This window comes from Chlorobiota bacterium, assembly GCA_016710285.1.
Lineage (GTDB): Bacteria > Bacteroidota > Ignavibacteria > OLB7 > OLB7 > OLB7.
This window is the reverse complement of record JADJXR010000001.1, coordinates 3471800-3494584: the sequence shown is the minus strand read 5'-3', so window position 1 is coordinate 3494584 and position 22785 is coordinate 3471800. Positions and strand designations below refer to the sequence as shown.

17 protein-coding genes are annotated in these 22785 nt (G+C 58.6%); 5 read left to right on the top strand and 12 right to left on the bottom strand.

Going from position 1 to position 22785, the window contains the following annotated elements; translation table 11 throughout:
• Positions 1–6: 6 nt before the first annotated feature.
• From IPM61_12920 to IPM61_12885, 8 genes are all read right to left on the bottom strand, one after another.
• Positions 7–5628, bottom strand: a complete 5622-nt coding sequence (locus IPM61_12920; protein MBK8912218.1) for a choice-of-anchor D domain-containing protein — start codon at positions 5626–5628, stop codon at positions 7–9.
• 144 nt (positions 5629–5772) lie between these two features.
• The gene (locus tag IPM61_12915) at positions 5773–7899 is read right to left on the bottom strand and encodes an OmpA family protein (protein ID MBK8912217.1); all 2127 of its coding nucleotides are present in this window, start codon (positions 7897–7899) and stop codon (positions 5773–5775) included.
• Complete coding sequence (locus IPM61_12910; GenBank protein MBK8912216.1) at positions 7896–8729, bottom strand: hypothetical protein; 834 nt, start codon at positions 8727–8729, stop codon at positions 7896–7898. Before IPM61_12910 ends, IPM61_12915 begins: the two co-directional genes overlap by 4 nt.
• A 36-nt stretch (positions 8730–8765) precedes the next feature.
• On the bottom strand, positions 8766–9416 hold the full coding sequence (locus tag IPM61_12905; GenBank protein ID MBK8912215.1) for an RNA polymerase sigma factor: 651 nt from the start codon (positions 9414–9416) through the stop codon (positions 8766–8768).
• Between the two features lie 1229 nt (positions 9417–10645).
• Positions 10646–11101 (bottom strand): hypothetical protein, encoded by a 456-nt coding sequence (locus IPM61_12900; protein MBK8912214.1) that lies wholly within the window; start codon positions 11099–11101, stop codon positions 10646–10648.
• Positions 11102–11425: 324 nt separating this feature from the next.
• On the bottom strand, positions 11426–12172 hold the full coding sequence (rlmB, locus tag IPM61_12895) for a 23S rRNA (guanosine(2251)-2'-O)-methyltransferase RlmB (GenBank protein MBK8912213.1): 747 nt from the start codon (positions 12170–12172) through the stop codon (positions 11426–11428).
• A 160-nt stretch (positions 12173–12332) separates the two neighbouring features.
• Positions 12333–12980 carry a ribonuclease HII gene (locus IPM61_12890; GenBank protein MBK8912212.1) on the bottom strand — a complete coding sequence of 216 codons (648 nt, stop codon included), beginning with the start codon at positions 12978–12980 and terminating at the stop codon, positions 12333–12335.
• Positions 12981–13026: 46 nt separating this feature from the next.
• Positions 13027–13569 (bottom strand): exonuclease domain-containing protein, encoded by a 543-nt coding sequence (locus IPM61_12885; GenBank protein MBK8912211.1) that lies wholly within the window; start codon positions 13567–13569, stop codon positions 13027–13029.
• A gap of 139 nt (positions 13570–13708) precedes the next feature.
• On the opposite strand from IPM61_12885, the gene IPM61_12880 reads away from it, so the two are divergent.
• Positions 13709–14248 carry a hypothetical protein gene (locus tag IPM61_12880; protein MBK8912210.1) on the top strand — a complete coding sequence of 180 codons (540 nt, stop codon included), beginning with the start codon at positions 13709–13711 and terminating at the stop codon, positions 14246–14248.
• A 132-nt stretch (positions 14249–14380) separates the two neighbouring features.
• Here the strand turns inward: IPM61_12880 and IPM61_12875 are convergent, their stop codons facing one another.
• The gene (locus tag IPM61_12875) at positions 14381–15178 is read right to left on the bottom strand and encodes a hypothetical protein (protein ID MBK8912209.1); all 798 of its coding nucleotides are present in this window, start codon (positions 15176–15178) and stop codon (positions 14381–14383) included.
• 316 nt (positions 15179–15494) lie between these two features.
• Between IPM61_12875 and IPM61_12870 the strand changes: the two genes are divergently transcribed.
• Positions 15495–18794 (top strand): isoleucine--tRNA ligase, encoded by a 3300-nt coding sequence (locus IPM61_12870; protein MBK8912208.1) that lies wholly within the window; start codon positions 15495–15497, stop codon positions 18792–18794.
• Positions 18795–18802: 8 nt separating this feature from the next.
• Here IPM61_12870 and IPM61_12865 read toward each other — a convergent pair whose 3' ends face one another.
• Positions 18803–19045: a hypothetical protein gene (locus tag IPM61_12865; GenBank protein MBK8912207.1), complete on the bottom strand. Its 243-nt coding sequence runs from the start codon at positions 19043–19045 to the stop codon at positions 18803–18805.
• A gap of 20 nt (positions 19046–19065) precedes the next feature.
• On the opposite strand from IPM61_12865, the gene IPM61_12860 reads away from it, so the two are divergent.
• From IPM61_12860 to IPM61_12850, 3 genes are all read left to right on the top strand, one after another.
• Complete coding sequence (locus IPM61_12860) at positions 19066–19464, top strand: hypothetical protein (GenBank protein ID MBK8912206.1); 399 nt, start codon at positions 19066–19068, stop codon at positions 19462–19464.
• A complete protein-coding gene (locus IPM61_12855) occupies positions 19454–19987 on the top strand; it encodes a hypothetical protein (protein ID MBK8912205.1) in 534 nt (177 codons plus the stop codon). The genes IPM61_12860 and IPM61_12855 overlap by 11 nt, the downstream gene beginning before the upstream one ends.
• A 147-nt stretch (positions 19988–20134) precedes the next feature.
• Positions 20135–20803: a signal peptidase II gene (locus IPM61_12850; GenBank protein ID MBK8912204.1), complete on the top strand. Its 669-nt coding sequence runs from the start codon at positions 20135–20137 to the stop codon at positions 20801–20803.
• Positions 20804–20898: 95 nt separating this feature from the next.
• On the opposite strand, the gene nuoD is transcribed toward IPM61_12850, so the two are convergent.
• Positions 20899–22179: an NADH dehydrogenase (quinone) subunit D gene (nuoD, locus tag IPM61_12845; GenBank protein MBK8912203.1), complete on the bottom strand. Its 1281-nt coding sequence runs from the start codon at positions 22177–22179 to the stop codon at positions 20899–20901.
• A gap of 39 nt (positions 22180–22218) precedes the next feature.
• A complete protein-coding gene (locus tag IPM61_12840; protein ID MBK8912202.1) occupies positions 22219–22761 on the bottom strand; it encodes an NADH-quinone oxidoreductase subunit C in 543 nt (180 codons plus the stop codon).
• Between the last annotated feature and the right edge of the window lie 24 nt (positions 22762–22785).

The window sequence follows — 22785 nt, the reverse complement described above, 5'->3', positions numbered from 1 at the left end:
CCCGGGCTATTCCATCACCACCATCCGCCGCGTTTTCCGGAAGGGACCGCTTTGCAGCTGGTAGGTGTAAACGCCGCTGGGAAGGCCTTTGGCATTCAGGTGATACTCGTAGGTCCCTTTCTGCTGGACTTCATCCAATAGGGTGGCCACTTGGTTCCCCATCGGGCCGTACAGCGTAAGCCGCACGCGATCCTGGCGGGCGATTTCATAGCGGATTGTTGTGGTTGGATTGAAAGGGTTCGGGGTGTTCTGGCTAAGCGCGTAGTTCCCCTGGAAGATGATGCCGCCAGTGGTGTCGCAATCCAACACCAGCAGTCGGGCGTTGGTGGTGTGCAGGCCAATCCCGGCGGCTTTCACCGCAACGTTGGTAAGCCGCAGCGGGCTGAACCACGTGGCCCCCAACAGCACCCGCACCGGCATTTTCAGCAGCGTTCCGGTGGCCGTCATTGCCGGTATCTCTCCGCTGATCTTCATCACCCCTTCCCCTCCGCTGCTGACCGCCACGCCAGGAATCGTCCCTTGCTGAATTGGCCCGCTATCCCACAACGGCGTGATGATGTCGTCGCTGTAGGCAAGCGTCATGCTGACCGGAAGGCTGCGGTCAAGCGGCTGGCTAAGCTCCACGCTGATGGTGATGTTTGCCGTCTCCCCAATCGCCCCCGAAGTTTCCGCAACGGCGATGGAAAGCTGCCGAGTATCGGCGCAGAGGTCGCCAAGCAACTGCACTTCCACCACTTCCGCTGCCGAGCTGAACAGCCGCACTTTGCCGGAAGCCTGTCCGGTGTGTGGGCTGTATCGAAGGGCGAACGCAGCCGTTCCCTGGGGGGGTATCGTTGCCGCGCTTCCCCCCACGATCTGGAACCACTCCCCCCCTTCCACCACAGCAAGGCTATCCACCGTTAGGGGATACGTTCCGGTGTTGCGGATCACGATGGCGTTCGCGGAATCCACCGGCGATCCGGCAAACTGGCATCCAAAATCCACCGTGTCGCGGTCCGCAGCGGCGTGTTCCAGCACCCCACGCCCCCGCAGCCGAAGCGACGTTCGCGCAGCAAACACCACCGTGTCGAACGCCTCGTACTCACGTTCGGCAACGGGAGCAAACCGGTAGCTCAGCTTCAGGGAATTCCCCTGGGCCGGCAGCAACTCCACCGGAGGAACCGGTGCAATCGCCGCGCGGACGATTGCGCTGGTGTCGCCAGAACGCACCACCCGTTTCACTTCTTCAACGGCATCCCCCATGTTCGTCACCTCCGCCATGTTTTCATCAGAGACGGAGCCAACGCGCACGTCGCCAAAATCGAGCAGCGCGGGGGTTAGCCGGATGCTGGAGGCAATTCCCCGCCCAACCACCACCACGGTATCGCTCCAGCCGTTGGAATCTTGCAGCAGAAGGAACGCCTTCTTTTCCCCTGCGGCGGTGGGCGCAAAGTTCAGCCGGATTGCGACGCTCTGGTTTGGCTCAAGGTCGTACGGGAAGATTGGCTGGGTGACGTTGTCTATCTCCAGTTCCGCCACTCCGGTTCCGGCATCCCGGATTAGCGCCGGCGGGCGGATGCGTGCGGTGGCGTTTCCGGTGTTCAGGATAATCACCGAATCCACGTAGCGATCAATGCCGATGATGGAAGCCGGGAACCGAAGCGTGTCGCCAATCAGCGGGCGAATCACGTTCGGCTGCGGGCGGACGAAGGAAGCCGTCCCAATCCACTCCACCGCCGTATCAAGCGTGCAGCCGCCGGAGCTGAAGGAGAACCGCAGCGTGTCGCGGAAGGTCCCGACTTGGTTGGAGCAGAATTTCCCGATAAGCTCAACGCTCCCTTCCGGCGGGATTGTGGTGTCGCGGGTGGCGGGGGAAATCAGGGTGAACGCTGGCGAACTCACCTGCCCGATCACCACCCGTAATGGAGAAATCGCGCTTTGATTTTTCACCGTGAAGGAGCGGGTGATGCAAGGGTCCGTTGCCGGAAGCGTGACGTTGCCGAAGTCAACAACATCGGGCACAATCGGGGCCGGGCCGGCGTTGATGGCGTAAACAATCAGTTCGGAGTAGATCGGCTCGATGGCATTGCTGAGTGCGTAAATGCGCGAGCCGTTCACGTCAATCCGGCGCAGGCACAGGCGCAACCGAACGGTGACGGAATCCCCCGGCTCCAGCCGTTTTGGGAAGCTGATGCCGGACAAGACTTCCACGGTCATGCGGATGCTATCGCCAACGATTTGCTCCATTTCCAGCGCGGCGTTTCCAACGTTCCGGAAAGTGATGGTGGTGTCCACGCACACGCCGGGGCAGCGTTGACCCAGCTGCATTGTGGCTTCGGTAGAAGTCAGGATTCCCGACAATCCGCAACCCCGCAGCACAATCGTCCGGAGCGTGTCGGGGGTGGCGTTGGTGAGAATCGTGAGTGTGGCGGAAAAGGCCTTGCTGCTATCGGGGCAGAAGCGGACCCGGATGCTTCCGGTTGCCCCGGCAAGGATCACTCCATCGCGCCCAGCCACGGTAAACACTGTGTCGCCAGTAATCCAGGCGTCGCGGATCAGAAGGTCGCTGTAATCGCCGATGTTTTTGATGGGGATGCTGTACGTACCGCAGCTGTCGAAACGGATGCAGCCAACATCAACCGTGTCGGGAAGCGGCGCAACCGCTGCGCGCCCGGCAATGCCCCCCGCCGCCGGCGACATCACCCACTCCGGCTCCATCCGGAATTCCTCACGGCTTGCGTTGGCAACGCGCTGCATCGCCACAAGAAACAGCGGGCCGGGGTTGAGATCATTCCCAAGAGTGACGCTCCACAAACTGTCGCTCCCGACGGTGGCCACCAGCGGTCCTGAGTAATTCCACGGGGTTGATTCCGAGCGGGAAAACAGATGGATGGTGGCCCCGGGCATTCCGCTCCCCGTCACCTTTTGGCCCGGCAGCGATTGCACCCCACCGCTTCCAATCAATGCCGGGCCACGGTAGGCTGGGGTTGGGGTGATGCCGGGGTTTTGCGCTGTTCGTCCATCAATTCTGATGCGGCCCTCGCCACCGTTGCCGCCGTTGTTCCCCCCGGTTGCTCCAATCCCCCCTTGCCCGCCACGCGCCGATAACGGAGCCAGCCCGGGCAAACTGATATCCCTTTTTGCGGCCAACAGAATCGCGCCGCCAGCACCGCCGCCGCCACCGCTGGCACCAAGCAATCCTTGATTCCCAACGCCATCCGCACCGTTGGCAGCAATGCGCCCAGCAAGATTGAGCGACCCGAACGAGACCAGCAACAACGCGCCGCCGCCGCCGCCACCGTTGGCGGTGTTGGTTGGGGGCGCAAACGCCGCGCCGCCGCCGCTTCCCCCCGCGATTGGAACCAACGGTGAGGACCCAACAACGTAGCCGCCGCTGCTATCTTTCCCGAAGTTATCGCCATCCCCGCCAGGCGTTCCGAACGCGCCGCCGCCGCCACCCCACGAAAGGTCACCGGTGGAAAGGGGGAGCGCGCCGCCAGCACCGCCGCCATATCCACCAATATTTTTTTCGACTGTCTCCTTCCGGCTGATACGCCCGTACCATGCCGACGCGCCAAACGGGTGGCCCGTTCCCCCGCCCGAGGTGGCGTTCGGATACGTTGCGCCGCCTGGAGTGCCGTTCAACGAGCTTCCGCCGCTCCAGAATCCGGAGCGGTTTCCGCCGCTTCCAGGCGATTCACCATCCCCATTTGTCAGCAAGTATGCGCCAGCACCGCCGCCGCCGGTGTAGCCCGATCCCCCACCGATCTGCCCTCCCGATCCACCACCACCGCCGCCGGGTCCGGCAACGCCAGAAGGAACACCCGAGACGGGATTGGGAGCCGAAACCGAGAGCGTTGCCGACGCAGCAATGCTTACCCTTCCACGCGACAGAATCGTCACCGGAAGGAAGCCTTGATTGCCCGGGGTTGCCGGGTCCGTGTCGCTGGTGTCAACAGTGAACGCGCCGCCAAGCAGGATCAGCGAGTCCACAACCAGCACCCCACGCCGCGAACGCGCCGCGCCAAACATCCCCCCCGAGCCAAGAACTCCCCCGCCGGAAAGTTGTCCGGAAGGTCCGCCAAGCTGCTGCGGTTTCACCACAAAAAAAGTATCCACATTGCTGAACGCTGCGCCAACCCGCATCCGCACCGGGACCGCACCAACCGCTGCGCCAGCTTTCAGAAACAGCATGGTTGAGGCAAGCCGCCCGTTCCAACTAATCACCGTTGGGCCAACAATCACGCGGCTGCTATCCTGCGGGTTCAGCAACTGAAGCTCCGCCGTGCCGGGCTGGAATCCATCCTGGCCAAAGCTCCCTTGTTGGCGGTAGGGGGCGTAGGTTTCCACCACCACGTTCATCCCCGGGGCCGCGGCATCGGGGAGCAGATAGCTGATGGTTGGGGCAATGGAGGCCCGGTCGTAGAATGCTGGATTCCAGCGGATGCTGTCGGAACCATGAAGCCCGCCAACCACCATCCGCCCATCCCGCAAAAAGATTGATGAGGTTGAGAAACGGAACGGATAGGAGCCGACCGAAACAGCATTCAGATTCGTTGGCGTGCCAACCGCGGACCAAGCCGAAGGAGAGGTTCGCGCAAGCATCTGCACGGCAGTGCTGCCGCCAGCGGTCAGGGAAGGATGCTGCGTCCAGACCGCGCCAAGCTGCTCGCGCTGATGATCGGATGCAAGCGCAAACGTGCGGGCCGAGGTGTCGGATTTTCTGGTGAGAAAGAAGGAGTTGAAACTGCCGGAGGCGTTATCAAGATAGAGCAAGCGGTGGCCCGCGGTCGCGTCGAAGTGAGGTTGCAGGATATGGAGCGTGCCCGATGCGTCCACCGCCGAAGCCACACGAAGGTCACCCGTGCCGCTGGCGAAGCGTGTGCGGTCGTACTGTGGCGTTGGGAGAAGCGTGATCGCCCCGAACGACCCTGTTGGCGGCTTGCGCAGATAGTAGAGCGATCCGCTGTCGGCGCGGAACACCACTTCCACCCCGTTGCTCCCAACGCTGACCGAAGGGTCCCCCACGCGGCAAGCGCAAGGGACGCTGGCAATCAGCGTGTTGACCGCGGGGGGATCCAGCGAGGAATGGTAGCGGATGTCGTAGCGTGCCGGGAACTCCTCAACCCAGACGATATGGGCCACGCCGGCGGAGTCAACGGCCAAGCCGTAGCGGGTAACTTCGGCCAAAGAATCGGCAGCGGGGAACCGCCCGGGCTTTCCGGTTGAAGGGTTGCGATTGGTGGTATAAAACAGGTAGAGGTGGTTCAGCCGGTTGGCGATAAAAGCGGCATGGACCGCGCCATTGTTATCCAGCCGGAACTGGAACGGAGAAGTGGAAATCGCTGCCGAGTCGAACACCACGCCGTTGGACGCATCGGTGAACTGGAGCGGTTGGCTGAAGGTTCCGGTGGCATCGCTGGAGTAAAAAAGCTGGACGCCGGACCGGTCCTGGTCGTTCGATCCCCACACCGCGTGGGTGTTCCCCCAAGCATCCAACGCCACCTGGGTGTTGCTGCTGGTAAGCCCCCGCTCGGCAATTGCGCGATGGAGCCAAAAATCCGTTTGCCCATGGGCAATCGCCGGCAAGGCAATGCCAGCAAGGACCAGTAGCAGCAGCCGGAACAGATGCGGCAGCGTGAGGATCAATCGTTGGGTTGCGGTATGTTCTTGATGTGTTCGCACAGAGGGAGACCGCCCGAATATGCGAAATGAAGAACACACAGCCATTGCTGCTGTTTCGGCCCGCGAACATTTGGGAATTTATCGAACGACTATCGGGAGCAATGCCCTTTATTCCCCCCCACTCATCTGCCAGCTTATGGTTAATCGGACCATGCGGCTTAGCATTCTTCCTTCGGGGAGGGAGTCGTCGTAGGGGTGCTCGGCGGGGAGGTGGCCAACCGAGGCAATGGCGGAAGGGCGGGGCGCGTTGCCGCGCACAATCATCCCGTTCAACGCGTCGCGAACGTTATCGGCGCGTTGGGTTGCCAAGCGGCTGTTGCGGTCGGGGTCGCCAATAAGGTCGGTGTAGCCATCAACCTGGATTTGCGCGCCCGGGCCAATTTGGCGCGCAATCTCCTGCAACTGCGAGTAGTGCCGGGGAAGCAGTTCGGCCTGGTTAAAATTGAACCCAACGATATTGAATTCCTTCACCTCCGTCTGCCCTTCTTCCCGACTTCTGCGCCGCTCGGCAACCTGGAACTTCCCTTCGGCTTCGGCCACCTGCCCGGTTACGTCACGGGCGGAAAGGTGGTAGGTGATTGGGGTGAAATCGCGGGTAAGCCGAAGATCCGACAAGGACCAGAGCTTCCGCTGCTGCATCATCCCAGTTGCCGTGTCGCCATCGAACCGCAGCAGCACTTTGCTCCCTTGCCTGACGGTGATGGTCCACTGGGCAATGGAGCTGTCGCTGATGAATTCAGGATAGAAGAAGACCGCCGGAGGGGTGGCAACCCGCGCCATCCGGCGAATCACCACGGGGGCGTTTAAGGCTTCATCACTGAACACAAGTTCGGCGCGGCGGTTTTCCTGCCGCCCTTCCGCCGTTTCCTCGCTGGAAGGGGAAGCCGGGCGCGGCGCAGCGGTGTAGGCAATCCGCGCCGAATCAATCCCCCAAACGGTTGTTAGATACCGCCGCACGGCAAGTGCACGTTGGCGGCTTAGCTGGTCGGTGGGGTTGGCGGATTCATCACCCGAGCGTGTGCCCACCACCGAAAGGTTCACCCCAGGGTTTTGCTGCAACCGCTGCCCAACAACGTTCAGCACCTGCTGATGCAGGCTTAACGCCGTGACACCAATCAACGAGTCGGCCGAAAATGCCGCCGCAGCCTCACGTCCATTCAGCATCCGGTACCGCCCGGGAATCGCTGCCGAACCGCTATCGAAAAAGACGTATGGCAAGATCGGAATGCTTTCCGACCAAAGGGCTTCCTCCACCTCGATGATCGGATTTTCGTACTCCTTCCCCTCGGCATCAATCCCGCGGGCGGCGATGGTGGCTTGCAAATAGGGCTGCGCGCCGGTGGCAACTGGTTGACGCGGTGGCTGTGGCGGATCAGGATCGGCAATGGGGGGAAGCGGTGGCGGAAGCTCCCGTTTCACCAGCAGTTCGTAGGTGATGCCAATCCCGGCGGTTAGGGCAATGCTCTTCCATTGAACATCACGGCTGTAGGAAACCAGCGGGAACGTCACCCCAAGCTCTGGCTGCAACGCCAAGTGGGACCCTATCGGGAATCGGGCACTTCCCCACAGGGAGAAATCGAACTGAAACGGGTTCACCCCCACCCTGTTCCCCGCAACCGGGCGGGTTTCGCCATTGGTTTCGGAGAAGACATAGCCAAGCGGTTCGATGATATGCTCGGTTTGCGTTTGCCCGCTGCTGCTTAGCCATGCGATGGTTGGCGCGCCCCCCACGCGCCAGTTTGGAGCAACCTCCCACAGCAGGCCGATTTGCGCGCCAACGCTCAGCAAGTTCATCTCCATTCGGTCCTGTTTCACCACCTCTGTCTCCCCTCCCCCAGGCTTGCGAACGGGGTAGGCAACGGGGGTGGCGTTCATGCGGGCCGAAAGGTCGCGGACGACCAGCGCGGAGGTAAGCCAGAATTGTTCAAGGGAATCGGTCGGGGTTTCCAGATAGAGGCGGCCGGCGGTGCGGACCACATCGCCAACGAAGGTTCCGCAGCCTTCTCCGGTTCGATACACGTCCAACGGATCGTACAGCAAAACTTGCGGACCGGCAGCCACACCAAAACGAAATCGCCGGAGGGAGGAATCCCCCACCGACGATTGATAGTCTTTTGGTTCGGCGGGCTGCGCCGCAGCATCCAACGCCACACACAGCAACACACCCACGACGATGAACAGCCTGTCCCAGCGGCGGCCTTGCTGACCAAGCCGGAACGCCTGCCATTCGGTCATGGTGTTGTGGTTTGCTCTTGCTGTTTTGGGTTGCTGGAATCGCGGTTCGGCTTCCGTTGGTTCACCCGAACATTCGCCGATGGGATCGGGTTTTGCAAGCCGTCGTAGCTGGTCACCGACGTTTGGTTATTCAGCGTGTCGGTTGTGGCCGGCAGCAGTTGCCCCCCTTCTTTCAGTGCCGGGACTTCCGGCAGCTGAGGTGAGGTCGGCTCGGATAGCTGCTGCTTGGCTGGCAGAATGGAGTTGACCCGCTGGCTCCGTTTCCCAACAACGGGGCGGCGGAGCGTTGGCTTGGCTGCGTCGGCGCGTTCCGATTCGGCAGGCGCAGCAATGGAGGATGTTGAAGGTGACACAGAAGATACCGGCGCAGCAGACGATTGATCCCGCAGAGTGGTGGGGACTGAAAGCGTTGACTGCACCGGCGAAGTGGCTTCCGACGGGTCGGCAAGCTGGGAATGGGTGGCGTAGCCAAGCCCAAACCCGGCAAGGGCCACGGCCATTCCGCCAGCAGCAAGTTTTGCGGAGAAGACCCCGCGCATCGCTTGGAACCAGGATGCTCCCCCGGTTTTTCCTGCAATCGCGCTCCCCCCGCCGCTGCTTGCTCCGTTGCTGGCAAGCACCGCTTCGGCTTCGGCGAAGATGGTGTTGCGGACCGAGTCGGAGATATGAAGCTCGCTGGCGTTATCGGCCAGGATTTTATCGAGCATGACATGAGACTTTAGCCCAAGCCGCATGGAATCGCTTGCGGCCACCGAAAGAAGGAACTGGCGTTCCTGGTCGGCGTTAAGCTCATTGTTGAAGAACGATGTGATAAGATCAGCCGTGTTCATCGTAGCCGTTGATTGATAAATCGGGGTTTCGAGTCTTTATCGGGTTATGGTTTCTTCCAATTCCGAATCGCTGGGGATGGAATCATCTTCCGACAACGCCAACCAGCTGGAAAGGAGTTTGCGAAGATGCGCACGGGCACGGAACGCACGGGTTTTGGCTCCGGTCATCGTGCAGTTTTGCATCTCGGCAATTTCATGGAATGTGTATCCCAGCATCGCATGCAGCACAAAGGCCTCACGCTGGGCAACCGGAAGTTTACTCAACGCCTTGGTGACAAGCTCATCAAGCTCGTTGTAGCCTTCGGGACTGCCGGATAGACGCTCCCCTTCGGGATCAAAAATGCTGAGGGGGATATGCTGGTTTTGGTTTTTCCGCCGCCCCAGATGCTTCAGCGCCGTGTTGCGGGCAATCTTCAGCAGCAAGGCGCGGAAATGCTCCACATCTTCCCCTTTTCTTGAAACGTTCAGCACACGCAGCCATGTCTCTTGGAAGACTTCTTGCGCGTCGTCCGCGTCCCCTAACAGGTATTGGCAGTAGAGCAACAGCTGGCGTTCGTATCGGGAATAGAGTTCCCGAAACGCACCTTGATCTCCACCGCAAAAACGGGCGAACAACGCTTGGTCGTGAATGTCACGCCGCGACTGCGTCCCCTCTCCGTGGTTTGGTTCCATCGGAGGTCTGGCCATTGGTTGAATGGATAGGCAGCGTGGCAGGTGGTTGCGCAATCCACATCATGCCACAAGTTGGTTGGGGGGGCTGGTTGATAACGGCAAAGCAGCCAACGGGAAAGGGGAACCATGCCTTTCCGAACAGTGCCGAGCAATCATCAACCGGCAATACTCTGTTGCCCAAGCATAGCGCGGTGCAAAAGGGCAACGTAATGAGTAGAGTATTGCAGGCCGAAGATAAAGACTCCAGGGCGTTGGAAGTGTTACAATGCCCCGACCAACGGAGCCGGGCAGGCTCCTGTGCAACCTTGGCAGAGGTGGCAAAAAAACAACCGCCCAGAAACCGGAGATAATGCACTCCGTTCCCTGGGCGGTTCGATAGTAAAAAAGTAATTGTGGTGCTTAGGTCACTGGCGGCTGCTCTGCTTCCCATTGTTTGGTTTGCAACCCGGGCGTTGGGTGGGTGGCTGCAAACCGCTTCATGCCGAACACAACGTCAGCCGTGGATTGCGTGCTGCGCGGAACACCGCCAGCGGATAGAGGCCTCTATCCATCACGCTCCACAGAACTAGAGACGCCATTCGGGGCGGCAATGGCCATCGCGTACACAATGGGCAATGGTGGCCGTCGCGTCCTGCATTGTTGTTGGCCTCGTGATTCTCTTGCTCTCTCTCTCATGGCATCCAACAACAACGCCGATTGCCTCTGGAACTCCGGTTAGGGACGATGATTACTGCGGGGCCTTTCCCCATAAGGCTACTGTATGTTGCCATACACCGCTCTCGGGCAGCCCGAAGGCCGCCATGCCGTCAGTTATGAGAATGGAAGGAATGCCTATTGGAAGCTGCCGTGGGCCGCAATCGGCGGCGCAACAGCATGGGCGGTTCTGTGCGGGGACGGTGGAGCAACGCAAACGCGGTGGTAAAGCAGTGCAAATCTGTTGACAAGGGGAAGGATACCATTGCTTGCCCAACGTGAGCTAAAAACAACAATAACCGATTGAAGAATGCGGAGTTGCCAACCCTGTAGCGGTTGTGGCTTGCCCTCTCTGGCTCTCTCTCTCCATAAAATAGAAGCGAGCCACAAGAACCGGCCAACGGATTGGCAATCCTTCATCAATCTTGGGCAGAGAATGGATCCCGCCCCCGTGTTGTCAACGTGTCATGAACAACCAACAAATCAACAAAAGCATCAGGTCAAGGCATCAGGCATCGTCATCATCGTAGCGTTCGCTAATGGGTTGCCAATCAGAGCAGCCGTGTGCGGCGAACAGCGTCGCAGCACAGAAGCGCGGTGTTGGCAATCGCCGGAACCGAAAGGAAGCGGGGGTTCAGATTATGCGACATCGTGATTGCCCCCGAACCGTTATCAAGGCTCCATGTTCCAACGCGAGAACTGAAATTCAACAGCGACATCCGGGCCAGCGTTTGCGTTGCCGAAGCAGCGTCGTGGATATTCCCCACTTCCCCCTCCACCTTCACGCATTGCGGCGAAACCTGTTGCAGCCAAACAACTTCACTGCCATTGTCCCGATCGCGAAGCACCACTTGGTTCCCCCGCATCTCCACCGCGTAGGCCGTCTGCTTCCGCAGCTGGTCGTACACGCTGTTGATGGTTGGAACCCCGGTTACTTGCGCGCTGGCGGTTGTTGCAATCGCAACAAAGAACAGTGCCACGGCGGCGGTTACTGCGATCTTCTTCATTGGTCTTCTCTCTCCGATTGATTTGTTGAACGATGACCAAGTAGCTTGGCCTTGCAGGAAGTAGAAGAACTTGAAGACGATACGTGGCTCCCAGGTTTTCAATGAAGGTTTCGTGTCGCTTCCGTAAAAAGGCTCCAAGACCGTGCCAGAGCGGTTGCAGCGGAAATCGTGGTGGAAATAAGGGGAGTGTGTGAAACCGATTCACAGAACGTGAAGGAAAGGCCGTGACGGGGGGGCGAGAAACGGGGAGCGAGGGGGAGAATGGGAAGCAAGGGAAATGGGAAGCAAGGGGAACGGCCCGGCCATTCCCCCCTCCCTCTTTTTTTACTTCTTGGCTTGCCGCTGGCGTTGGGCCTCGAAGAAGACCACGCCGGCAGCAACCGAGGCGTTCAGCGAGGTGACTTGCCCGCGCATTGGAATAGAGATCAGGGCATCGCACAGATTTTTTGTGCGGGTGCCAATCCCCTCCCCTTCGCTTCCAACAACAATCACCGTTGGGGCCGTGAAGTCGTGTTCGGTGTAGGATGCGGTCGCGCTGCCATCCAAGCCCACAATGGCAAGGCCGGATTTTTTTAGCCGCAGCAGCATATCGCCCAAGTTGGCCACCCGATCCAACGGAAGGTGGTTGGCCGCGCCGGCGCTGGTTTTCATCACCACATCGTTGACAATGGCGGAGTTGCGCCTGCCGAAGAAAAGGCCATCAATCCCGGCGCATTCTGCCGAGCGGATAATGGCCCCCATGTTGCGCGGGTCGGTGATGCCGTCAAGGGCGGCCACCAGCGGCGCGCGGCCATCAATCCAAGCGTTCTCCACCACGGCCTCGATATCCTCATACTCCACCTCGCGCAGTTGGGCGATGATCCCTTGCGAGCGTGTCCCCAATCCGATATCCTTCTCCATCTGAAGGAACTTCTTGCGGTCGGCCACGATGCAGGGGACCCCAAGCCGTTTTGCCTCGGCCCGAATCTCGTTCACAGGCTCCCCTTCCGAGCCAAACATGATGAAAATCTTCTCCAACCCTTTCCCCGACCGAAGGGCTTCCAAGACTGCGTTGCGTCCGTTGATAAACAAGGCGGTATCTCTGGTTAGTTGCCGAACATTTCTCAGTTGCTGTGCGGACCAACGGGCGCGGCGGATGCGTTCCGTGCTGCGCCGGTTGTTCAATCTCTACTTGCTCAATCTCTCTTTACTCACCCTCCATTTTCGATGCGCTTCCCCTCATCTTTCCATCTTACTCCCCGGCGAACTCCAACTTCCCCTGCAGGAAGTTTTTCAGGAAAGTGGCGCGATGGATGCTGGAAGGGCCATACTGTTGGATTGCTTGGCGATGCCGCAGCGTGCCATATCCTTTGTGCTGGTCGAAGCCGAATTGCGGGTGGTGCTGGTGCGCCTCACGCATGATCCGGTCGCGGGTGACTTTGGCAAGGATGCTTGCAGCAGCAATGGAAACCGAAAGCCGATCGCCGCCGATAATGGCTTGCGAGGGGATTCCGAACTCCAGATTGTCGCGCCCATCAATCAGCACCGCATCGGGGGGGATCGCCAGGCTTTGAACCGCTTGGCGCATTGCCGCAAACGTGGCACGCAGGATGTTGATTTGGTCAATCGTCGCCGGGTCCACAATGCCAACTCCCCACGCCACTGCTTGCTGGATCACACGGTCGTACAGCCGCTCCCGCTCCTGCTCCGGAATCAGTTTGGAATCGCGAACCCCTTCCGGCAGGCATCCAACGGGAAGGATCACCGCCGCGGCAACCACCGGGCCGGCCAGTGCCCCCCGGCCTGCTTCATCCACCCCGGCAATGGCGGCGCAACGGTGCTGGCTGCGCAGCTGTTGCTCCAGAGTATCGGTGGGAAGGGTTGCAAGATTTTTGGGCATGGAGTTTCTGTTGGAAATGTTCAACGATCTTCTATCCTTCCAATTTTTACCCTGCCAGAAGCTCGCGCCAGATGCGGGCGGCGTTGCGGGCATCGTTAATGGCGGAGTGTTTGGGGCCGTGGTCCTCCAGCCCCAGCATTTTCATTGCTTGCGGCATTGGCACTATCCGCCCCGCAAGTCGGTCGCGGAACTCCAAGCGGAGATCAACAAACTCCGTGCTAAATGGATATGGCAAGCGGTAGAACCGGCAGGATTGCTGCATCAAGAACCGGTCGTACGATCCCCACGCGCAGAACGTGACGGCAGCGGGCGGGCCCAGCCACTCCAAAAATTTGGGCATCACCGCGCTGAAGTATCCGGCAGCGTCAACATCCTGCTGGCGGATTCCGGTAAGGCGGGTGCAGTAGTCGCTAAGCCTGGGGTGGCGTTCGGGGCGAACAAAACTCTGGAAATCGCCATCTTCTTGCAGCCCATTCCGAAGCAATTTCACGCAGCCGAACTCGATAATTTCTGCCTCGCTCCGCTGCTCGCCCCCGGCCCAGCAAGTGGCTTCAAAGTCAACAACCAGATAATGTGTTAGGGCTGGCATTGGTCTCGGCAATTTGGAAAATTTATCAGCTTGGCAAACAATCTTTTGGAAAAGGATAGACCGCTGTTGTAGATTCTTTCCCCACAGTAATCAATCAGACTGTCATTGTACGGCTATGGCGACCACTTGTCTTGGAACCATGCGCGAAGAACTACAGGGGACATCGGTGGATGCCCTGTTCACACGCGGCGAAGCGGAGCGGCTGTTGAAACGGCCAAAAGCACTGGAAGATCTTGAGAAGATCACAAAATCGGAGCGGGGAGATCACCGCCTTCGGGTGCTTGCCCACGAGCTGTTGCTGATGCTTGGCAAAGCCCCGGACCAGCGGATGATCAAAATCTACTGCGAAGCAATTGATGGCGCGTTCATGCACCATTGGTGGGCACTTCCCGGGGGACATCTCTCCAGACTTGGCGAAACGATTGTCAAGTTCGGCGAAGCGGCAATCCCGCACCTTATTAAGGACCTGGACAACCCAACGCCGCTGACGGCATTGGGACCGGAAGCACCAATCTTCCGCCAGTACCATTATGCCGTGCGGGATTTGGCGGCCTACTTTATCTGCCAAATTCAGGGGCGCGAGTTTAACACCAGCGAGTCTCCCGAATCGCGCAATGCCACGTGGGATGCCATGTTTAAGGAGATCAACACCGCGCTGGCAAACGAGCGGCGGAAGTAGCTGGCAAACGGGGCAGCGGGTAATCACGGCTGCGGAACGTTCCGCTTCCCCCCTTGGCCTCTCAACTGCCCATATATGGCATTGGCCCTATCCCCTTTTGCGGGATAGAGCCAATTTTTTTGCGCAAGAGGGCTACTCGGCGTTTGGGTCATTTGGATCAATCACCACCACATCGCCAAAATCTGCCGCACCAATCACCCGCTCGGCCAATGCTTCATCCAGGATCACTTGGGCAAGGTCGGTATCGTGGAATTCGGCGAAGGGCATATCCTCGGCATAGTGGGTCAGCACAAAATTTGCGGCGGACATCAAGGCGTTGACCAGATCTTCGTTCGCCAAGTCTTCCGGCTCCCATACCAACCGTGCGTAGTAGAATCGTTCCGCCTCGATGCGGTTATCGGGATAATCGTAGGCGTAGCAATCAATGTTGTCCTCGCGGTCGAAGATGGTTTCGTGCGGGATGATGGTGCTGTCCAGCAGGAAGGTTCCCACTTGGTAGAAGGTTGCCTCCACTACCTCAAGCTCGTCGTCATCATCGTCGTCGTCGTCCTGGTCATCATCTCCTTCAGCTTTCGCTTCTTCGTGCTCTGCTTTTTGGTGTTCCAGAATTGCTGGAAGGTCTGGCGGGGCGATCTCTTCCTCGTCGTCCCCTTCTTCCAGATGCTCGGCATCGGCAATGTGGAAGTTCACAAACCACCATTGCGCAATCGTGGCAATGATGTTCGTGTATTGGTCCGGCGCGGTCACCACTGTGGAGAGGCCGAATCGTGCATCGTGGCCAAGCTGGCGCAGCGCACGCCGAAGCAAGCCAAGCCCTGCGCGCGCGTACTCCGGCGCGACGAAGGCATCGGAAACACGAACCAGCACTTCTGCTGGATTTTTTAACTCTGGAAATCGGTGCGACAAGTCGGTGTGATTGCTATTGTCCATGGCAAATTCCGTTGTGAATGCAGTAGTTGGGAATTGCCGCGAATATACTACGGCTTCCTGTTGTGGCGGCTGCAAACTTCCCCGAAGCAGGGCCTGAACCCCGTGCCAAGCCATGCCAATTAGTAACACCTGCGGTTCCGGTCATTTTTCCCGTAAAATTCCATCGCCAAATGGTTGCGGAAGTCACGGTCATTCAGTAGAATTGCCCCCTTTCAAACTCAACAGCTCTGCGTTGGCTGCTTACGGCTGCATCCGTTCCGGTTTGCCGTGCCGTGCTGCCAACCGGCTGCTTTTACGTTAACCGACCCTCAGTTCAATGTTTCCTCAACTTCCCGAACGTGTTGATTATCCAGCGTTGGAACGCGACGTGCTCTCCTTCTGGAAGGAGCATGGCACGTTCAAGCGTTCTATTGAATCGCGCCCCGCCAGCAACCGGTGGGTGTTTAACGAAGGACCACCAACCGTCAACGGCAATCCCGGCATTCACCATGTTTTTGGGCGTACCCTGAAGGATATGTTCTGCCGCTACAAGACGATGCGCGGCTATCGGGTGGAACGCAAAGGGGGCTGGGACACCCACGGCCTTCCGGTGGAGATTGCCATCGAGAAGCAGCTGGGCCTAAAAGAAAAAAGTGAGATTGAAACGAAGGTCGGCGTGGCCGAGTTCAACCGCCTTGCGCGGGAGATGGTGTACGAGCATATCAACAAGCCAGACGGCTGGAACAGCCTGACCGAGCAGATGGGATACTGGGTGGACCTTGAAAACCCGTACATCACCTGCACGAACGACTACGTTGAATCGGTCTGGTGGGCGCTTCACCAGTTCCACGAAAAAGGGCTGATCTACCGTGGCTTCAAGATTGTTCCCCAATGCCCGCATTGCGAAACTCCGCTTAGCTCCCACGAGCTTGCCCAGGGCTACAAGGATGTCCGCGACCCTTCGCTGTATGTTAAAGCACGGATTGTTGAGGAATCACTTCCAGAATCGCTTCAAGGAAATGGCGGAAACACCTTCTTCCTGGTCTGGACCACAACCCCCTGGACGCTGATCTCGAACGTTGCGCTGGCGGTTGGGGCCGATATCAACTACGTGCTGGTGCGGAACCCCGCCACCGATGAACAGTTCATCCTTGCCGAGGCACGCCGCGCCACGCTGGACCCCGATGGATTGTGGGAAGTGCTGGCAACCGTTCGCGGGGCAGACCTTGAGCGCGTCCGGTACGAGCGGTTGTTCAGCTACGTGGCCGCCAACAAAGATGCCTGGTATGTGGTGACGGGGAATTTCGTCAGCACCGAAGATGGCACCGGAATCGTCCATATCGCGCCAGCGTTTGGACAGGATGACTACGAAGTCTCGCTGAAACATGATCTTCCCGTTCTGCAACCAGTAACCGGAAACGGACGGTTTACTGCCGAGGTCACCGACTTTGCCGGACGCTCAGTAAAAACGATCACGTTCGAGGACCGGACCGAGGAAGGGGTGGATAAGGAGATCATCATCGCCTTGAAGCATCGCGGGCTTGTGCTGAAATCCAGCAACGATTACCTGCACAGCTACCCCCACTGCTGGCGGTGCGACAACCCCCTGATCTACTATGCCCGCGACTCCTGGTTCATCCGCACCACGCAGTACGCCGGGCAGATGATCGAGCAGAACAACACCATCGGCTGGCACCCGCCAGAGATTGGCGCGGGGCGGTTTGGGAACTGGCTGGAGGAGAACAAAGATTGGTCCCTATCGCGCGACCGCTATTGGGGAACTCCGCTCCCGATCTGGGTGAACGAATCGGACCCGAACGACATCTTCGCCGTTGGTTCGGTTGCCGAACTGATGACCGGTGAGTTCCAGCACCCCGACGGCAGCATCGTCCCGATGAGCGACGTTGCTGGCCAATTGGACCTTCACAAACCGTTTGTTGATGGGGTGATCTTCCGGCGCGACGGCAAAACCTACCGCCGCACTCCAGAACTGATTGACGTCTGGTTCGATAGCGGCTCGATGCCCTTTGCCCAGTGGCATTATCCGTTCGAGAATCGTGAGATGATTGATGGCGGCGAGCGATTCCCCGCCGATTTCATTGCCGAGGGGATTGACCAAACACGCGGTTGGTTCTACACCCTGCACGCCATCAGCACCGCGCTGTTCGGCAGGACTTCCCAGAAGAACATCCTGGTCAACGATCTGATCCTGGATAAAGATGGGCGGAAGATGTCGAAGCGGCTGGGGAACGTGGTGGATCCATTCCAGATGATGAACCGCTACGGGGCCGACGCGGTCCGCTGGTACTTAACCACCAGCGCGCCCCCGTGGAAACCGCGCCCCTTCAATCCCGACGACATCGCCCGGACGGTGCTTAGCGACTTCTTCCGCGCATTGGCCGAGACGTACAAGTTCTTTGTGCTGTATGCCAACATTGATGGCTTCACCCACACGGAGGAAGCGATCCCGCTGGCCGAACGCGCCGAGCTTGACCGTTGGATACTCTCGGTGCTGGCCTCCACCACCGAAGCCTACGTCAGCCTGATGGACGACTACGAACCAACCAAAGCAATGCGGCTGGTTAGCGAGTTCACCATCGTGCATCTTTCCAACTGGTACGTCCGCCGCAACCGCCGCCGTTTCTGGAAAGGTGAGATGTCGCCGGATAAACGCGCGGCATACCAGACGTTGTACGAATGCTTGGTCCAAGTTTGCAAGCTGATGGCCCCGGCGGCCCCCTTCTTCTCGGACCATCTGTTCCGCTCGTTAAACGGCACAACGAACCGCGAGGAAGCCAGCTCGGTGCATCTTGCACTGATTTCAACAGCCGACGCAGCCACCATTGACCGCGACCTTGAACGCCGCATGGCACGCGCCCAGGGTGCGGTGGCGCTGGCGCGGATGCTTCGCGAGAAATCGGGGATCAAGGTCCGCCAGCCGCTGCGGCGATTGCTGATTGCCGTTGCCGACGAAACCGAGCGCGACGACTACCGCCGCGTGGAAGGAATCATCATGGATGAGCTGAACGTGAAGGGAATTGAGTACGTTCGCGCCGGCCAGTCGGACGTGGTGAAGATTCGGGCAAAAGGGAACTTCAAGGCACTGGGGCCAAAGTTTGGGAAGCGGGTGAAAGAAGTGGTGGGGCTGATTAACGGGCTAACGCAATCGCAAATTATCCAGCTTCAAAGCGAAGGGAAATTGCTGCTGGGTTCCAATGACCCCGTGGAAATCGCCCCCGAAGATATCGAGATCATTCACGAAGATATTGAGGGGTGGCTGGTGGCAAGCGAAGGCCCGATTACCGTGGCGTTGGATACCGAGCTGGATGCCGCGCTCCGCCAGGAAGGGCTTGCCCGCGAGTTCGTAAACCGCGTGCAAAACCTGCGGAAGGATAGCGGCCTTGAGGTCTCGGACCGCATCCGGTTATCGTTCGCAACCGGCCACGACGAGCTTCGCCAGGCGTTGGAGTTGCAACGGGAATACATCATGGCCGAGACGCTGGCCGTGGAGCTTCAGCAAGTTGAGTTTCGCCAATCCGACGTTAGCCAAGCCGCCGATGAAGGAAGCCAAACCGAGATCAACGGCCAATCATGCCTGATATCACTGGAGCGAAGCGAAAGCGTGCAAGCAGCCTAACAGAACTTTCACATCACATTTTCATTTCGGGAACAAGCTATGGCAGCCAGTAAACCAAAAGCAGCCGCGACACCGGCAACGAAGGCGAGCAAACCAGCTTCAACCAAGAAAGCAACGGCCAAGCCAGCCAAAGCCGCAGCAACACCGGCCCCCAAAAAAGGAGCCGCTGCCGGAAAACAACCTGCGCCCAAGCCAACCAACACTGAAGTGAAAACCGCAACCAAAAAGGCCCCACCTGCAAAGGCTGCCACCAAAGGAGGTTCCGCAGCGGTTGCCAAACCGAAACCACAGCCGGCAAAACCGGCAGCGAAATCTGCCGCAAAGCCAGCAGCCAAAGGGGAGCACCAGCGGCAAAACAGCCGGCCAAACCATCCGCCGCCGCCGCAAAAAGCAAAGCCACACCCCCCTCAGGAGCTGCGGTAAAAAAAGCGGCGGCAAGCCCAAAGGAATCGGCGGCCAAAACCGCAAAAGCTCCTGTGGCCAAAACGCCACCGTCAGTGAAAGCCGCAACCAAAGGGGCGGCGGCATCAACTCCATCCAAGAAAGCGGGTGCTGCTACGCCAGCAGCACCATCGAAACCGAAGCCAGCTGCGGCGGCGCAAGCCACCGTGCCAGCGGCTGCCCCGGCTCAACAATCATCATCCGTACCAGTAGCAGAAGTGACCAATAAATCAACAAAGAAACGATCGGCAGGATCCAAAGAGAAAGCGGCAAAGGCAGTGCTGAGCAAGCTCCCAACCGAGATGTTTTCGGCACGAACCGGAAGCAATAGTGCCGAGCTGTTTTCGCAAAAAGACCTAGAGAAATTCCGCAAGAACATCGAGTACAAGCGGGATGAACAGATAAAAGACCTTGACATCGCCAAAGACCTGCTGGAGGAAGTCACCTCACGCGATAGCGCCGACGACAACAGTGCCTACTCCCTTCACATGGAGCAAGGGACCGACGCAATGGAGCGCGAGAAACGATACCTGGAAGTTCAGCGTGGCTCCGATTACTTGAAGCGATTGGAGGAAGCAATGGTTCGCATTCACAACGGAACCTACGGGATGTGCCGCAAATGTGGCCTTCGGCTGGACAGCCGCCGGTTGCTAGAGGTCCCAATCGCGCAGGTTTGCCCAACGTACAAGAACACCAACAAGCTGTGCGAACCCGGAAAGATTTACAAAGAAGCACTGGACCAAGAAGAATAACGAACAAACCGAACCAAACCGCCGAAAGGACACAGGGATAATTCCTTGTGTCCTTTGCGGTTTCTTCGGCAAAGGCCGTGGCCAAGGCTTGCGGCAGCAGGGGAAAAAAATCAAAGCGTAGTATTCCACCATTAACCAGAACCGTTTGTGCGGAAAAAAATTTTTCTGATCCCCATTGGGATCGTCCTGTTCGATCAAATCACCAAGCTATCGGTAAAAGGGTTCGACCTTTTCGGCTGGAATTATCCGGGGATGATGCTTGGCGAAAGCCGCCCGGTGCTTGGCGACTTCCTCCGTTGGACCTTCGTGGAGAATCCCGGGATGGCGTTCGGGTTGGATTTTGGAATGCCGGTGATTCTTAGCCTGTTCAGCGTTGCCGCCTCCATCTTCCTTGTCCACCTTCTTCGCAAAACCTCCGCCGATGGCTGGAGCGGCCTGCGGATTGCGTTGGCACTGATTCTTGGCGGCGCGGCGGGGAACTTAATTGACCGCGTGTTTTACGGGGTTTTCTACAATTACGCCTCGCTGTTTTACGGTCGCGTGGTTGATTTTGTGGATGTTGACATCCCCGATTTCTCGCTGTTCGGTCGCGAGCTTGAGCGGTTCTACATTTTCAACATCGCCGATGCTGCGGTTTCGATCGGGGTGGTGTTGCTGCTGTTTTTTTACCCGGCAGGCGGGAAGCAAACGGTTAGCATCCCTCCTTCAACTTCGGACTCATCATCGGAGCCTGCTCCGGACCAACCAAGCCAAGAGCCAAGCAATAACGAAGAGGCCAAAGCCTTGCCAACAGAAGAGAAGCCGCATGAGGGATAACACCCACCAACGGAGCGCAGTCATAAAAAAAACGCCCGAAGCAATTGAACTGCTTCGGGCGTTTTGATGTTGGCACGTTGCTGTTGCGCCGCTTTTTACTTATCCGCTTCCCCCATCACCGGGTCAATGGAGCCGATGATTGCTACCACGTCGCTGACCATCGCCCCTTCGCACATCGGCTGCAAGGCCTGAAGATTGCAGAATGATGGAGAGCGGATTTTCATCCGCCATGCCTGGCCGCTGCCGTCGCTGGTGATGTAGAATCCAAGCTCACCTTTTGGCGATTCGATGCAGGAGTAGATTTCCCCTAGCTCGGTCTGTTGGCCAAAATTGACCAGCATGAAATCTTGGATCAGCTCCTCCATCTTCGTGTAAATCTCCACTTTTCCGGGAAGCACTTGCTTGGCTTCGTTGGCAATCACGGGGCCGGCGGGGATGTTGTCCAGCAACTGGCGCACAATTTTCACCGACTCCTTCATCTCATCGCCGCGCACCATGTAGCGGGCGTAGCAATCGCCGTCGGCGTAGGTGATAACGTCGAAGTCAAGCTGGTCGTACAGCAGGTATGGCTCGTCGCGGCGAAGGTCGTGGGCAACGCCGCTTCCGCGCAGGCAGGGGCCGGTAAGCCCAAGCTGGATGGCCTCCTCGGCAGACATATATCCAATGCCCGACACCCGCTCAACAAAGATTCGGTTGCGGTTCACCAATCCCTCAAAGTCGCGAAGCTGCGCCGGGAACTGGTCAATAAACTTGCGGATCATCGGGATCACGTCTGGCGTAAAATCGTTGGCAACGCCCCCAATGCGGGTGTAGCTGGTGGTGAATCGCGCACCGCAGATCTGCTCGAAGATGTCGTACAGCCGTTCGCGCTCGCGGAAGGTCCAAAGCAGCATGGTGATTGCGCCGCAATCCATGGACATTGCCCCCATTGCCAGCAGGTGCGAGCTGATGCGGGCAAGCTCGCAGATCATCGTCCGAATCCACGCCGCACGCGGGGGAATTTCCAACCCCAGCACCTTCTCCACCGCCATTGCATAGGCCACGTTGTTCGACATTGGCGACAAGTAGTCCAGGCGGTCCGTGTGGGGAAGGAACTCATGGTAGGTCATGTTCTCCCCCAGCTTTTCGTAGCCGCGATGGAGGTATCCCAGCTCGGGGATGCATTTTTCCACGGTCTCACCATCCAGCCGAAGCAGGACGCGAAGCACCCCGTGCGTTGCCGGATGCTGCGGTCCCATGTTCAGGATCATCGTGTTCTCCAGTGGGTCGCGCCCTTCAAGGGAGATCGTGGTATCCTTGTCAATTACCTTGCTCAGGATTTTCCGCTGGCGAAGGTCGGTGACGCGCTCCAGCGTTGCTGTTGATCCGATATTCATGGTTGTCAGGGAATTGGTTGGTCAAGGGCCGTTGTTTTTTTACACCACTGGGTTTCTGTCGGGAAGCGGCAATGCGCCCGGGACACCCATCACCGGGTAATCTTTGCGAAGCGGATAGATCGGTTCGCCGGTTTCGGGGTCCACGTAGTCTTCGGGCATATACATCCGGCGAAGGTCCGGATGGCCGTCGAAGATAATGCCGTGCATGTCGTAGGTTTCCCGCTCGTACCAGTTTGCGGCGGTGTACAGGCCGCAGATGGAATCAACGTGGGGGCGTTTTTCGTCGGTGAAGCATTTCACCCGCAGCCGCCAACTGTTGGGAAGTGAGTACAGGTTGTAGATCAGTTCGAAGCGGTCCTTGCGGCGATTCCAATCCACGGCGTTGATGTCGCGCAGTTGGTTGAACCGAAGCGATTCGGTGTCGCGCAGGAATCCCATCAGCTCCGTCAGCTGCTCGCGTGGGATGGCGATGGAAAGCTCGTTGCGGTGCTCCGCGGTCTGGAAACTCTCCTCGCCAAAATGTTCGGCAAGAAGCGGTAGCAACGCCTGCTTCAGTTGCTCAAGTCGTTCTGCTGCTGTCATGGAAGATGTTCGGATGTATGATCG

What these genes read in the sequence shown, in the direction of transcription:
- IPM61_12840 (MBK8912202.1), bottom strand. Translation starts at nt 22,761, where the DNA reads ATGACAGCAGCAGAACGACTTGAGCAACTGAAGCAGGCGTTGCTACCG.
- IPM61_12885 (MBK8912211.1), bottom strand. Translation starts at nt 13,569, where the DNA reads ATGCCAGCCCTAACACATTATCTGGTTGTTGACTTTGAAGCCACTTGC.
- IPM61_12900 (MBK8912214.1), bottom strand. Translation starts at nt 11,101, where the DNA reads ATGAAGAAGATCGCAGTAACCGCCGCCGTGGCACTGTTCTTTGTTGCG.
- IPM61_12880 (MBK8912210.1), top strand. Translation starts at nt 13,709, where the DNA reads ATGCGCGAAGAACTACAGGGGACATCGGTGGATGCCCTGTTCACACGC.
- IPM61_12905 (MBK8912215.1), bottom strand. Translation starts at nt 9,416, where the DNA reads ATGGCCAGACCTCCGATGGAACCAAACCACGGAGAGGGGACGCAGTCG.
- IPM61_12875 (MBK8912209.1), bottom strand. Translation starts at nt 15,178, where the DNA reads ATGGACAATAGCAATCACACCGACTTGTCGCACCGATTTCCAGAGTTA.
- IPM61_12870 (MBK8912208.1), top strand. Translation starts at nt 15,495, where the DNA reads ATGTTTCCTCAACTTCCCGAACGTGTTGATTATCCAGCGTTGGAACGC.
- nuoD (MBK8912203.1), bottom strand. Translation starts at nt 22,179, where the DNA reads ATGAATATCGGATCAACAGCAACGCTGGAGCGCGTCACCGACCTTCGC.
- IPM61_12890 (MBK8912212.1), bottom strand. Translation starts at nt 12,980, where the DNA reads ATGCCCAAAAATCTTGCAACCCTTCCCACCGATACTCTGGAGCAACAG.
- IPM61_12915 (MBK8912217.1), bottom strand. Translation starts at nt 7,899, where the DNA reads ATGACCGAATGGCAGGCGTTCCGGCTTGGTCAGCAAGGCCGCCGCTGG.
- IPM61_12910 (MBK8912216.1), bottom strand. Translation starts at nt 8,729, where the DNA reads ATGAACACGGCTGATCTTATCACATCGTTCTTCAACAATGAGCTTAAC.